Raw genomic sequence first — 13,940 nt, 5'->3', positions numbered from 1 at the left:
TCGACTACCTTCGGTTTAACGGAAGCGTCCTACGCTAAATATCGAACCGCCTGACTGCGCCAATAGGTAGATCCACGCAAAGTCCCGTGCTTACAAATAGACACAGGGACATGTGGATGCTCAGCGATGCCAATCAGGTCGTTTTCAAACTCGACATTGAAGGTTTCCCCCACGACCTTCAGGTACTCGAATTCCGCGCCAAGGAGAGGCTCAACCAACCCTTCGAAGTCAAACTCGAACTGGTCAGCGAACGCCCCGGCCTCGACCTCGAGTCTGTGCTACATCGCTCGGCTTTTCTGAGCTTCGGCCCTGACGGTGGAGGCATTCACGGACAGATCCATGGGGTTGCCCAAGGCGATTCCGGCAAACGCCTGACCCGCTATCAGATGACCTTGGTGCCTCGGCTCGCCTACCTAGGCCACTGCCATAACCAGCGCATTTTTCAGCACCTGAGCGTGCCGCAGATCATTGCAAAAGTACTGACAGACCAGGGATTGCAGCCCGATATCTGGCGCTTTCACTTGAGCGCCGAGTACCGGCCACGGCTCTATTGCGTGCAGTACGAGAGCGATCTGCATTTCCTTCAACGGTTGTGTGAAGAAGAAGGTCTGCACTTCCATTTCGAGCACAGCCCCGACGCACATGTGCTGGTGTTCGGCGACGATCAAACCAGCTTTTCGAAACCACCCCAGTCAACCGCGTACAGGCCGGGCAGTGGCATGGTCGCCGAAGCGCCGGTGATTGATCGTTTCAAACTGCGACTGGAAACCCGTCCGACCCACGTCAGCCGTCGTGATTACGATTTCGAAAAACCACGTCTGAAACTCGACAGCGAGACTACAACCCCGCTGCTGCCGCACCTTGAGGACTACGCTTTCCCGGGCCAGTTCACCCATCGTGAACGCGGTAAACAGCTGGCCAATCGGGCACTGGAACGCCATCGGTCCGATTACCGGCAAGCCAACGGACGCAGTGATCAGAGTGCCATGCGCTGCGGCCATTTCGTCGAGATGACGGAACACCCCCGCGCTGACTGGAATGGCTTGTGGCTTCTGACTGAAGTCGAACATGTTGGCCTGCAACCCGCAGTGCTTGAGGAGTCAATCACCGACAGTCATCCACAGGATGGTTTCAGCCAGGGCTACCGTAACCACTTTGTGGCCACACCTTGGGACGTGATATTCCGACCCGCCCTTGAACACCCCAAACCGAAAATGACGGGAAACCAGCATGCGGTCGTCACTGGTCCGGCCGGTGAAGAGATCTACTGCGACGAGTACGGCCGAGTCAAGGTTCAACTGCTCTGGGACCGTGACGGTCAGCACAATGAACAATCGAGCTGCTGGCTGCGCGTCGCCAGCGGCTGGGCCCATGAACGATATGGCAGCGTGATGATCCCTAGAGTCGGCATGGAAGTGCTGGTGGGGTTCTCCGAAGGCGATCCCGACAAACCTTTCGTCCTCAGCTGTCAGCCTAACGCCTCGACTCCGGTGCCGCTGGATCTGCCCGCTGAGCACACCCGCAGCATTTTCCGTAGCCAGAGCACTCCCGGCGGGGGCGGTTACAACGAATTGCGCATCGAGGACCGGAAAGGTGCCGAGGAAATTGCCCTGCGTGCCCAACGGGATTTTGTCCAGCTCGTGCTCAACGATGAACGCGTTCAAGTCGATAACCAACGCACGGTGGTGGTCGGCGGCCTATCCAGCCACGACCTGCGGGGCGAAGAACAGCACCTCACCCACGGCAACCGCTTGACCGAACTCAAACAGAACGATCACTTGCTGGTTCATGGCGATCGCCATATCCGAACCACCAATCACCTGCTCGATGCCACTCGGCACATTCACCTGACTGCAAACGAACAAGTGGTCATCGACGGTGGTCAGCGCGTGGCGATTCAGGCTGGCGGTCATTGGCTGACGATAGGCCCGGAAGGCATTTTCAGCAGCGTACCTGTTGTGCAGGGCGGGGCTCCGGCCGTGGGCAGGTCGGCTGAGCCTTTGATGCCGGGCGCCTTGCCGCTGTTGAAAGTGACGTTCGATGCGGCCCAGCAGCGCCATGCGTTGATTTCAACCCGCGCCTCGCGCTGCCTGATTTGCGAGGCCGGCCAAGCATGAACCTCTCGACCTCTCTGCCTGAAGACCTGCCATGGAGCGAGCAACAGGCTTTCCTGTTGCTGGACGGCGCGACCTTGAGCGACCTGCCGCAGCGCTTGAAACAACTCAGTCCAGGCGCAAATATTGTTGCGCTGTATAACTGTGCGCCCTTCACTGCGCTGCGCGATATCTCGCCAATGCTGGTGGCGATCCAACAACCTGACGAACCGATTATTCAGTTCTATCGGCAACAGGCGCATGAAGAATGGGCCGTGCTGTTGTTCAGCGCCGCGCCTGCGCATGACGTCGCCCAACACTTGCGCAAACTGCTGATCGTCGAATTGCCCGAAGGTCTGCCGGTGGCCCTGCGTCTGGCCGATGCGGCAGTGGCGCAGGCATTGTTCGCGAGTGGCGATCAGCGGTTGTTCGGTCCCCTTTCTTGTGTGGTGATGGCCGACAGCGTCAGCGCCATTTGGCAGCGTCATCAACCGCGACTGCCCGAATACCCGGAACTGACCACGCCCTATCGCCTGAGCCCTGAACTCAATGCAGCATTGGACCGGGTTGATCGACGTCGCGCGTTGCTCGAACTCGACGCTCATTTGCTCAAAAACTTTCCGGAGCGTCATGGCGGCGAAACCGTGGCTCAGCGTTGGTCAATGCTTGAACAGCTGGAGGCGGAGGCCAGCACGCTGGGTTTGAGCAGCCAATCCGAATTGTTTTATTACGCCAACGTCATGGCTCGGCTGGACGGATCTCCCCTAGGCCAGCATCCCGAGATCAATCGATTGCTGCATAGCCCCTCCCTGCAACCCATCGGCGAGCGCATCGTACTGGCCGCTGACCTGGCCCGCCAATGGGCAAATGAAAGAGGTCGTCCATGAACAAGCCACACCCTGCCGACCTCGCGGCGGCCGCCGCGTCCAAATCCCCCATCGGCTCCCTCGGTGCGTGCCCGCTGCGGCAAACCCACGTGCAGTTGTTGCCCTTGCGTTACGGCCTGGTGGAAAAGCCCCTCGATCCGAGTGCCGAGCTGAAGCTGCCCTACGCCCTGACGACCCGCCCGCTGGGCATCCGCTTGCTGCGCGATGGCTGGTTGTACGTCATCGACAGCGTCACCGGCCATTTGCACGAGTATCAGGTGCTCAACGGAGTGATCAGCGCCTTGCTGCACAAGGGCGCCAAGGTCGATGACGATCAGCGCACGCCCATCGAGGAGCGTCCGGCCTTGGTGTTTTCAAGGCGCAGCACCTTGCAGGTGAGCTTTGCCGAAGTGCAATGGACGGCAGCCAAATGCGCGCAAGTGCTCGACAGCCGCGCCGAGCGCGACCACTTCATGCAAGCCGTCGATCTCGGCCCGGTGCATTGCCAAACCGGTGGCACGCACTTGCTGACGGTCGCGCAAGGCAAACGGTGGCTGGCGGAGATTGCGACCGATCCGGCCCGGCAGGTGCAAGCCGCACAAGACCGCACTGAACAGGAAGCGGAGTCGCCACCGGACGCCGTTCTATTGCCGACGCTGCACGTCAGCGATGCCCCCGAGCACGAACGTGAACCCTATTTGTGGGAGCAGCCGCGGCGTTTTCGCGAGGCGCACATCGGCGAGTTGCTCGGGCGGGTGCGCCCGGCTTATCAGGACGACACGCTGTTTCTGGTGGTGCAGGACGACCTCGGCGTGCTGCGCGACCTGGCCGACTATCAAGACACCGTGGTCGGTTGGGTCGACGACTGGAGCAATGCCGATCACAACGAACGCGATTACCTGCTGGCCTGCTACATCGAATCCCTGAGCCAGCTCAGTGCGGCAGATATCGGCAACCTGGCCGACGCCAGCGACGATCCGCGCGTCCAGGCGCTGTTTGCCGATCTGCAACAGTTGCCGGAGCCGGATCGCGAGCACACCCGCAAAGCCTTGCTGGAGTACCTGAACAAGGGCGGCAAGGTCGCGCCGCTGGACGCTCCCGTGCCCCCGGCACTGGAGCAAGCACGTAAAGAAGCGCAGGCCGAAGCGTTCAAATTCGCCCGGTACCAGGGCGCCACACCCGACTTCACCGCCCACAGCCGCGCCAGTGACGAGGCCGACCGGCGTTACTACGCGCGCCACCATTTCAAGCTCGCCCCCGACGCTTTCGTCGACCGTCACCTCGATACCTTGATCAAGCTCGGCCACGAGCAAAACAAGCGCATCGTCGAGGTGCTCGAAGGCTCCAGCTTCAGTGGCAAACGCGGGGTCAACGACTTCATCCACCGGCCGGCCATGGACGCTGCGCTGTTTCAGCATCGCGACGACCTGGGCCGCTGGAACCGCTTGCTCGAACGCATCACCGCCGACCGCACCCTGCTGGTGGCGGCCGGTCGCTTCCATCGCTCGGCCTGGTATTACGACGCGCAGGATCAAGCGCAATGCCACCAGGCCTTCAGCGCCGAATACGCCTGCCTCAAGGACATCTGCCGCAGCGACCACGCCAGCGAAAAGATGCTGGGCTATCTGGAGCAACACCCGGAACTGACCCGGCCACTGTTCTACACCTTGCCCCTGCGCCTCCAGCCGGAACGGGCCGCGCAATACACGACGTTGTTCAACGCCGGCATGGGGATGTTCAACAACCTGCCGCACTGGTTGGGCGAATTACACAACATCGAACAACCGCACCTGCCGGCGCTCGACGATCTGCCCGAGCCCACCCGCGCCGTCGCCGACGCGGCCCAGCACAGCCTCAGCCCGGCGCTGAACCTGGGCCTGAGCCGCGCGCTGGAAGGCTTCGACCTGGCGGGCGGGAAAGTCCCCGACCTCGACGAACTGTTCCGGCGTCTGCCCAAAGCCTTGTCGCCACGGATCCTCGACGCGGCGAAAACCACCGGCGTGACTTTCACCGTCGCCAGCCCGGCGGAACACGCGGCACTGCAAACCAACCTCAAGGAACTGCTCAGTGAGCGCGACTACCTGAAAATGCTGACCCGTGAGCGCAACCAGTTCACCCACAACAAAAACCGGGCGGGGCACAAGACGCCACGGGCGGTGGAATTGCAGACCGAAATCGTGCGCGTGCGTGCAGAGCTGACGCTGCTCGAAGGCCGCTTGGCCGGGGCGCTGAGCCCGATTGCGGAGCTGCCGGATCAGTCGATGCGTCTGTATGGCGCAACGCCGGCTCGGGCGGGGGTGACGTTGGTGTTTCCGCCGGCGCAGCAGTTGGAGGTGCGGAGTTTGCTGAAAGATATTCGGCTGGGGGTGGGGTCGGTGCCGAATGCGAGTTTGATTCGGAGCGAGGGGATGGGGTCGTTGGTGTTTTTGGTGCAGGGGGTGAATTTGGTTTCGGTCATGAGGGAAACGTTTAACCAATCACGAGACAAGCGTAAGTTGGAGCCGTTGATTGGTGCGAGTTTTACGACTGGTGCGGCGGGATTCACCGCGGCGCAAAGTCTGGCTGATACGGCGTTGAAGGCACGTAGCGCCGCACTCGTCGCGGGTCTTCAGCATCATGCTTTGCAGAATGTGCCTGTGCAGATGGGCAAGATGCATGTTGGTTTGGGTGGCTTTACCTACGTTTTAGGATTTGCCTCTTCAATGGTCAGCCTCATCAACCACCACCAGAATTGGCAACAGGCGACGCGTAGCGGGAATGCTGCGGCGCAGAACAGTGCAGCCCTCGCGACAGCGGGCGCTGCAGGCATGACGACCGTCAATGCCTATGGCTTGAGTCACACCGGTCGTGCCGCGATTAACGTGTTGGTCGCAAAAAACAGCGCCGCAAGAACCGCCGCCTGGGCTGCTGCGGGCACCCGTCTCTCCACCGTGTTCTTCCGCTTCAACCTCGCTGGCGCCCTGTTCACCGTGCTGGAACTGGGGGCACCTGGCTATACAACCGCTACAACCTCAGCGCTCACGATAAGTGGCTGAAAACCACGCCCTGGAGCCTGGATGCGGATGAACGCGGTGACCATACCCTGGATGACTATCAAGGTTACCTGGCCTATTTGCTTCACGCCCCGTATGCGCAACTGGGGCCGAACGCACATGACTCCTGGCTGAAAAACCTGCTGCTAAAGGCCAGGCCCAAGGACATCCATCTGGTGCTGCCAGGGTTCCAGCTCAATGATTTTCAGCCGCCCCTGAGCGGTCAACCGGCTCATCGCCTGGGCATCGGCGCCCACCGTCTTTCCGTTCCTCTGCACAGCCGTGGAGTACCGCGTGAGCGCAAGGACGTGGTCAGTGAGGAAGTCGCAAACAGCCTGCGCATCGTGCAAACAGGCCCCGACCGACTGGTGCTGTGCCTGCAATATCCGGTGGATCCCGACGCCGAATTCACCCCGGCGTCCGAAACGCTGGAGCTGGCGGTCTGTATCCAGACCTTGAACGCCAAGGGCGGGTGGTTTTCTCGTGTTCGGGTCATTCACCTTAACCCCCGTGCGGCGGGACGTTACCCTGCGCTGCCCCGTCAAGCCGTCACCGAGCATCCGCCCATGTTGCTGGTTGAAACCCATTTGCTGGAGTCGGCCGACCATGCCCATCAAGATTGATAGCCCGATGCCTGCGCCGCAACTTGAGCAATCCCGAAAGGCGGGCGATGTGGAGCCTTTTCCCACTGGGAAGATTACCTATCTCGCGCCGTTGCCCCTGCCGACAGCGCTACCGCCGCACGGTCCGCATATCGGGGATCTGAATGAGGTGTTCATGGATTTTGGCTTAGGATCGCCTCAGGTATTTTCATGGCAGGTCATATTAGGATTACCGTTCAGTGGTGCTTTCATGATCACGTTCCTAATCCCGCCAGCGATTGGGTGCATGGGCCTTATGTTCGGATATGACTTCGCTTACACATGGGAATTTGTCATTGATTTATTCTTCGCCATCTATGGATATGCCTTAGTTACCGGCTTCTCCGCCTTAACCATCCTCCTCTGCACTTGGCGCCACACTCACAACAAACGCGCCGCCATCATCCCCACCCGCTTCAATCGCCAACGCCGCGAAGTCTGCTTCATGCCCGAAGACGCCACCGACCCCGTGTTCGTCCCCTGGGAATCCCTCTCGGCCTGGGTCATCGAGGCCCAGGGCGCCACCCAATACGGCATCCACCGCCAATACGGCATGGGCATCGGTTTCCAGCACGGCGAGACCCTCACCAGCGTCGAATTTCCCTGTTTCGGCCTTTCCCTGGCCATCAGTCACTGGGAAGCGATCCGCGGCTATATGGAATACGAAATCCACGACCTCAAACCCATCCAGGACCCACAAGACCTGCAAGGCCCCGACGACCCGCCCCACGAAGGCCTGCACACTTTCCACAACGCCCGCGCGCGCCTGCACCAGCACATCCGCGACGGCCAACGGGGTTGGGTGTCCGGCTTCTTCTGGTACCTGTACCACGTGATGACCCTGTGGACGATTCCCAACCACCTGACCGAATGGGAAATCCGCCGCCTCCAGCAACTGGCCCCGCAGGCCCTGCCCGAAGTGATGCGCCAATGGTCCGCGCCGTTGCCGAAGGAGCAATGGGCGAAACCGAGTGAAGAACTGCTGCGCCTGAGCGCACAGGTCCGCGCCCTGCACAAACGTCAGCGACGACGCCCGATCACCGAGATCTTTGCTGAAGTGCAGCGCTTGAATCCGACGGGCAAGCGTCGCGCATGAGCTATTACAGCCGTAAAGCCCTGCTCGACTATCAGGAAAAACACCCGGAACTGATCCAAAGTGGCAAAGCGACTTATCGCCTGGGGATCGGCGCCCACCGTCTTTCCGTTCCCCTGCACAGCCGTGGAGTACCGCGCGAGCGCAAGGACGTCGTCAGTGAGGAAGTCGCAAACAGCCTGCGCATCGTGCAAACAAGCCCCGAACGGCTGGTGCTGTGCCTGCAATATCCGGTGGATCCCGACGCCGAATTCACCCCGGCGTCCGAAACACTGGAGCTGGCGGTCTGTATCCAGACCTTGAACGCCAAGGGCGGGTGGTTTTCTCGCGTTCGGGTCATTCACCTTAACCCCCGTGCTGCGGGACGTTTCCCTGCGCTGCCCCGTCAAGCTGTCACCGAGCATCCGCCCATGTTGCTGGTTGAAACCCATTTGCTGGAGTTGGCCGACCATGCCCACCAACATTGAAAGCACCCTGCCTGCGCCGCACCTTGAGCAGCCCCGAAAAGCCGGAGATGTGGAACCGTTTCCCACTGGAAAAATCACTTATCTCGCGCCGTTGCCATTACCGACAGCGATACCGCCGCATGGTCCGCATATCGGCGAGCTAAATGAGGTGTACATGGACTTCGGGTTGGGATCACCGCAAGTCTTTATGTGGCAAATGACTCTAGGCTTACCATTCAGCGGAACCTTCATGGTTGTATTTCTTTTTCCGCTATTCACTGGGTTTCTAGGAGTTGTTTTTGGTTACGGTTGGGAAGATATCAGGGGCTCAGTGACCGGTATTTTCGATGAAGGCTATGGCTACGGGCTAGTAACCGGCTTCTCCACCCTAGCCATCGGCCTCGGCGTCTGGCATCACAACCACAACAAGCGCGCCGAAATCATCCCAACCCGCTTCAACCGCCAACGCCGCGAAGTCTGCTTCATGCCCGAAGGCGCCACCGAGCCCGTCTTCGTCCCCTGGGAATCCCTCTCGGCCTGGGTCATCGAAGCCCAGGGCGCCACCCAATACGGCATCCACCGCCAATACGGCATGGGCATCGGTTTCCAGCACGGCGAAACCCTCACCAGCGTCGAATTCCCCTGCTTTGGCCTTTCCCTGGCCATCAGCCACTGGGAAGCCATCCGCGGTTACATGGAATACGAAATCCACGACCTCAAATCCATCCAGGACCCGCAAGACCTGCAAGGCCCCGACGACCCGCCCCACGAAGGCCTGCACACTTTCCACAACGCCCGCGCGCGCCTGCATCAGCGAATCCGCGATGGCCAACGGGGTTGGGTGTCCGGCTTCTTCTGGTACCTGTACCACGTGATGACCCTGTGGACGATTCCCAACCACCTGACCGAATGGGAAATCCGTCGCCTCCAGCAACTGGCCCCGCAGGCCCTGCCCGAAGTCATGCGCCAATGGTCCGCGCCGCTGCCGAAGGAACAATGGGCCAAGCCGAGTGAAGAACTGCTGTGCCTGAGCGCACAGGTCCGCGCCTTGCACAAACGTCAGCCACGACGGCCGATTACCGAGATCTTTGCCGAGGTGCAGCGGGTCGATAGCACGGGCAAACGACGTGCATGAGTTGTAGAGGCGTACTTGAAGGCCCGTTTTTCAATTTTAACTCCTGGGCCATGCGTTAATTGTCGACGGCACTAACAAGCGGGCAAAACAATTGATGTAGGAAAGTTCCTGGTGCCCTGTCCGTAACTTCTGTATTTGTAGAAGAATCCATGCAGTTTTGTTTTACATGTGCCGCATTGCAGGGCGCTTTTAAGTTGACGGCTGTCGTTCATCGTTTTATTCATTGAAAACGTAATATTTCGGAATACTCCTACATTCATCAGTTTTTATTTTTGGCATGCTTCACGCCTTTCTCGGCAGCGAATCGACAATGAAAACGGCGTTGATTGTGCCAAGTGAAAGAGAAGCCTCTAGCCCAGTGGTTATAGGCGGTCTGTCAGACGAGGAGATGTTTTCCTGGCATCGTGCAATATGTAGGGAGATTTCCTACAAGCAATAGAGATGTTTCGTCTTGCTGCTTAATAGATCGCTTGCTAGTTGTCATTCTGATAAACACAAAATGCAAACTTTTAAAAAGTGCGATCTCAAGTCGGTGAGACTTTACTCAACTCGTCGAGAGCGTTTTGTGCCGCTGGCATCTGACTGTAATTCTGACTAAAGGCCATGGATGTCTTATTCAAACAAACTTTCCGCTCATTACCTCGAGCTCGCCAGAACCTCTGTTTCCCAAGAGTGTTTTGCGGGCGAGGATGTTCGTTTTTCGAACGAATATGAGGCATTGGAAAGTGAGCTGGGTAAAGCCTCGTCCATGCACGAAAGCGGTCAGGTCGACTGGCAGAAAATCCGCGAAATCAGTGAAAACCTGCTGCGCACCCAGTCCAAGGATTTGCGTGTTGGCGCGTGGTTGACCTGGGCCCTGTACCAGCGCGAATCCTTCCCGGGGTTACTGGCCGGCCTCGGTGTGTTGCACCACCTGTGTGAAAACCATTGGGCCGACGTTCATCCAAATAAACCCCGCACCCGGACCGCCGCCATCAACTGGTTGGTGCCGCGGCTCGAGCAAGTGCTGAACGAAAACGTTGCGATCAAAGAGCAATTGCCGCTGTTCCGCCGTCTGGTCGAACATCTGGAAGGCCTCGACGCCGCTTGCACCGAGCACTTGGGCGACGATGCGCCGTTGCTGCTGCCGATCTCCCGTCGCTTGAAGAACATGGTTCAGCGCGCCGCCGACAACCAGCCCGAGCCGGGTGTAGTGGGGGCTGCGGTGGCACAGGTCAAACAGGCTGCCACGCAGTTGCTTACTCCTGGCGCGCCGATCGACAACGAGAAAGATGCCCACAAGGCCTTGCGCGCCCAGCAAGACAGCGCCCGTCCGTTATGTGCCTGGTGGCTCAAGCAGAAAGCCACCGACCTGCGCGCCTTGCGCCTCAATCGCACGTTGTTGTGGTTGCCCATCGACGCGGTGCCCGAGCGCAACGCCGAGCAGATCACCGTTCTGCGCGGGGTGCCCGCCGACAAACTCAAGTCCTATCAGGACCGCTATGACCAAGGGAAATACGCTGACCTGCTGGTAAAGCTGGAGGCAAGCCTGGCGAAGGCGCCGTTCTGGTTTGATGGCCAGCGAATGGTGTGGGAGTGCCTCCAGGGGCTCAACGCCGAGATGGCCATGCGCGAAGTGGAAATCCACTTCGCGCTGTTGATTCAGCGCCTGCCCGGCATCATCGAATTGCGTTTCCATGACGGCGTACCGTTCGCTGATCCGGCCACTCGCGCCTGGGTCAGCGCCTACGTCATGCCGCATCTGCAAAGCGCCAGCGCGCCGCGCAAAGTCGAAGTCGCCGACAGTCAGACGGCCTGGGAAGTGGCCCTGGAAGAAGTCTTGCCGATTCTGCGCAAGGACGGCCTCAAGGCCGCCGTGCAGATCCTCAAGCAGGGCTTGCAGGCCGCCCACGGCGGGCGCGTCCGGTTCTCCTGGCAGTTCGCCCTCGCGCGGCTGTGCTTCATGGCCAAGAAATACGAACTGGCCAAGACCCAACTCGAAACCCTTGACCAAACATTACAGGACTCAGGCCTGCACGCCTGGGAGCCCGATCTTGCGCTGCAAGTGCTGCATTTACTGCATAGCTGCTGCGAGTTGCTGCCGCAGAACCATGCCGTACGTGAACGCAAGGAAGAGATTTATCGCAGGTTGTGCCACCTCGATCTTGAAGTGGTACTCGAATAGGCCCCCGGGCCACAACCGCAAGGAGAAAAGCCATGGCCAAAGAAGGCTCGGTAGCCCCCAAGGAACGCATCAACGTCACTTTCAAGCCTGCCACCGGTGGTGCTCAGGAAGAGATTGAATTGCCGTTGAAACTACTGGCAATCGGTGACTACACCCACCGCAAGGACGAACGTAAAGTCGAAGATCGCAAGCCGATCAGCATCGACAAGATGACCTTCGACGAAGTGCTGGCCAAGCAAGAGCTGAGCCTGGCGTTGAACGTGCCGAACCGTCTTCAGGAAGAGGGCAGCACTGAAGAACTGGGCGTGCAATTGCGCGTGAACTCGATGAAGGACTTCAACCCGGCCAGCCTGGTCGAGCAAGTGCCTGAGCTGAAAAAACTGATGGAACTGCGCGACGCGCTGGTGGCCCTCAAAGGCCCGCTGGGCAACGCGCCTGCCTTCCGCAAAGCCATCGAAGGCGTGCTCGCCGACGACGAATCCCGCGGTCGCGTACTGAATGAGCTGGGCTTGAATGCCACAGCCCAGGACGCCGTCCAAAACGTCTGAGCCTCTATCAGTCAAGGAAGCCAACAATGAGCACTAGCGCAGCACAGCAAAATAGCAAAGAGAGCGGCGAATACAGCATTCTCGACAGCATCATCGCCGAAACCCGCCTGACCCCGGACGACGAAGCCTACGACATCGCCAAGCGCGGTGTATCGGCCTTCATCGAAGAGCTGCTCAAGCCGCAGAACAACGGTGAGCCAGTCAAGAAGGCCATGGTTGACCGCATGATCGCCGAGATCGATGCCAAGCTCAGCCGTCAGATGGACGAAATCCTGCACCACCCATCTTTCCAGTCCCTGGAATCGTCGTGGCGTGGTCTGCAGTTGCTGGTCGACCGCACCAACTTCCGCGAAAACATCAAGATTGAAATCCTCAACGTCTCCAAAGAGGACCTGCTGGACGATTTCGAAGATTCACCGGAAGTAATGCAGGCGGGCCTGTACAAGCACATCTACACCGCGGAATACGGTCAGTTCGGTGGTCAGCCGGTGGGCGCGATCATCGCCAACTACTTCATGTCCCCAAGCTCGCCGGACGTGAAACTGATGCAGTACGTCTCCAGCGTTGCCTGCATGTCCCATGCGCCATTCATTGCCGCGGCCGGCCCGAAGTTTTTCGGCCTGGAAAGCTTCACCGGTCTGCCGGACCTGAAGGATCTGAAAGATCACTTCGACGGCCCGCAATTCGCCAAATGGCAGAGCTTCCGCGAGTCGGAAGACTCCCGTTACGTTGGCCTGACCGTGCCACGTTTCCTGCTGCGTAACCCGTACGACCCGGAAGAAAACCCGGTCAAATCGTTCGTGTACAAAGAAACCGTCGCCAACAGCCACGAGCACTACCTGTGGGGCAACACCGCCTACGCATTCGGCACCAAGCTGACCGACAGCTTCGCCAAATTCCGCTGGTGCCCGAACATCATCGGCCCGCAGAGCGGTGGAGCGGTTGAAGACTTGCCGTTGCACCACTTCGAAAGCATGGGCGAAATCGAAACCAAGATTCCGACCGAAGTATTGGTCAGCGACCGTCGTGAATATGAACTGGCCGAGGAAGGCTTCATCTCCCTGACCATGCGCAAAGGCTCCGACAACGCGGCGTTCTTCTCCGCCAGCTCGGTGCAGAAGCCGAAGTTCTTCGGCATCAGCGCGGAAGGCAAGGCCGCAGAGCTGAACTACAAGCTCGGCACCCAATTGCCGTACATGATGATCGTCAACCGCCTGGCTCACTACTTGAAAGTGCTGCAGCGCGAGCAACTCGGTTCGTGGAAAGAACGTACCGACCTCGAGCTGGAACTCAACAAGTGGATTCGCCAGTACGTGGCCGACCAGGAAAATCCGAGCGCCGAAGTGCGCGGCCGTCGCCCACTGCGCGCCGCCCAGATCATTGTCAGCGATGTTGAAGGCGAGCCGGGCTGGTACCGCGTCAGCCTGAACGTGCGCCCGCACTTCAAGTACATGGGGGCCGATTTCACCCTGTCGCTGGTTGGCAAGCTGGACAAAGAGTAAGCGGAGCGACTCATGACCGGATACGGCAGCCTTTTCGAACGCCTGGGTGGCGATGCCGACAAACGCGTCGGCTGGAGCCTCGAGGTCTGCGCCATGGCGTCCGTGGCTGCCCATCTGGCCAAGATGCTCAGTACCCGGGCGGGCAGCGTGCAGACACTGTCCGATTACGGGCTACCCGATCTCAATGACATGCGCCTGAGCCTGCACGACTCCCTGAGTCAGGCCCGTTTGGCCATCGAAAAATTCATCGAAGCCTACGAGCCACGCCTGAGCAATGTGCGTGTCATTTCCCTGCCGCGTGACCACGATCAGCTTCGCCTGTCCTTCAGCATCGAAGGCCTGCTGGAAGTCGATGGTTTCAAGCGTCAGGTCAGCTTCGCCGCGCGCCTGGATGGCAGCGGTCAAGTCAACGTCAGTTAA

11 protein-coding genes are annotated in these 13,940 nt (G+C 59.5%); all 11 read left to right on the top strand.

Annotated features, from left to right (window positions below):
- Positions 1-116 precede the first annotated feature (116 nt).
- The 11 genes from BLW70_RS04620 (at position 117) to tssE (ending at position 13,940) form a co-directional block, all read left to right on the top strand.
- Positions 117-2,117, top strand: a complete 2,001-nt coding sequence (locus tag BLW70_RS04620; RefSeq protein ID WP_074880410.1) for a type VI secretion system Vgr family protein — start codon at positions 117-119, stop codon at positions 2,115-2,117.
- Positions 2,114-2,980 (top strand): DUF4123 domain-containing protein, encoded by an 867-nt coding sequence (locus BLW70_RS04615; protein WP_074872022.1) that lies wholly within the window; start codon positions 2,114-2,116, stop codon positions 2,978-2,980. Before BLW70_RS04620 ends, BLW70_RS04615 begins: the two co-directional genes overlap by 4 nt.
- Entirely contained in the window at positions 2,977-5,994 is a 3,018-nt protein-coding gene (locus BLW70_RS04610; RefSeq protein WP_235864984.1) for a toxin VasX, read from the top strand. Before BLW70_RS04615 ends, BLW70_RS04610 begins: the two co-directional genes overlap by 4 nt.
- A 77-nt stretch (positions 5,995-6,071) precedes the next feature.
- A complete protein-coding gene (locus tag BLW70_RS30990; RefSeq protein ID WP_235864983.1) occupies positions 6,072-6,614 on the top strand; it encodes a hypothetical protein in 543 nt (180 codons plus the stop codon).
- On the top strand, positions 6,598-7,728 hold the full coding sequence (locus BLW70_RS04605; protein WP_074872020.1) for a DNA-binding protein: 1,131 nt from the start codon (positions 6,598-6,600) through the stop codon (positions 7,726-7,728). The genes BLW70_RS30990 and BLW70_RS04605 overlap by 17 nt, the downstream gene beginning before the upstream one ends.
- Positions 7,725-8,192, top strand: coding sequence for a hypothetical protein (locus BLW70_RS04600; protein ID WP_074872018.1), 468 nt, complete (start codon positions 7,725-7,727; stop codon positions 8,190-8,192). The genes BLW70_RS04605 and BLW70_RS04600 overlap by 4 nt, the downstream gene beginning before the upstream one ends.
- A gap of 310 nt (positions 8,193-8,502) precedes the next feature.
- On the top strand, positions 8,503-9,306 hold the full coding sequence (locus tag BLW70_RS04595) for a hypothetical protein (protein ID WP_235864982.1): 804 nt from the start codon (positions 8,503-8,505) through the stop codon (positions 9,304-9,306).
- A 607-nt stretch (positions 9,307-9,913) separates the two neighbouring features.
- Positions 9,914-11,470, top strand: coding sequence for a type VI secretion system protein TssA (tssA, locus tag BLW70_RS04590; protein ID WP_074872014.1), 1,557 nt, complete (start codon positions 9,914-9,916; stop codon positions 11,468-11,470).
- Positions 11,471-11,502: 32 nt separating this feature from the next.
- A complete protein-coding gene (tssB, locus tag BLW70_RS04585; RefSeq protein WP_074872013.1) occupies positions 11,503-12,018 on the top strand; it encodes a type VI secretion system contractile sheath small subunit in 516 nt (171 codons plus the stop codon).
- A gap of 26 nt (positions 12,019-12,044) precedes the next feature.
- Positions 12,045-13,520 (top strand): type VI secretion system contractile sheath large subunit, encoded by a 1,476-nt coding sequence (gene tssC, locus BLW70_RS04580; RefSeq protein WP_074872011.1) that lies wholly within the window; start codon positions 12,045-12,047, stop codon positions 13,518-13,520.
- A 12-nt stretch (positions 13,521-13,532) separates the two neighbouring features.
- Positions 13,533-13,940 carry a type VI secretion system baseplate subunit TssE gene (gene tssE / locus BLW70_RS04575; RefSeq protein WP_074872010.1) on the top strand — a complete coding sequence of 136 codons (408 nt, stop codon included), beginning with the start codon at positions 13,533-13,535 and terminating at the stop codon, positions 13,938-13,940.

The sequence above is a fragment of the Pseudomonas frederiksbergensis genome, assembly GCF_900105495.1.
Classification (GTDB): Bacteria; Pseudomonadota; Gammaproteobacteria; order Pseudomonadales; family Pseudomonadaceae; genus Aquipseudomonas; species Aquipseudomonas frederiksbergensis.
Note: the sequence above shows the minus strand (reverse complement) of the source record. Positions and strands in the feature narration are given on the sequence as shown.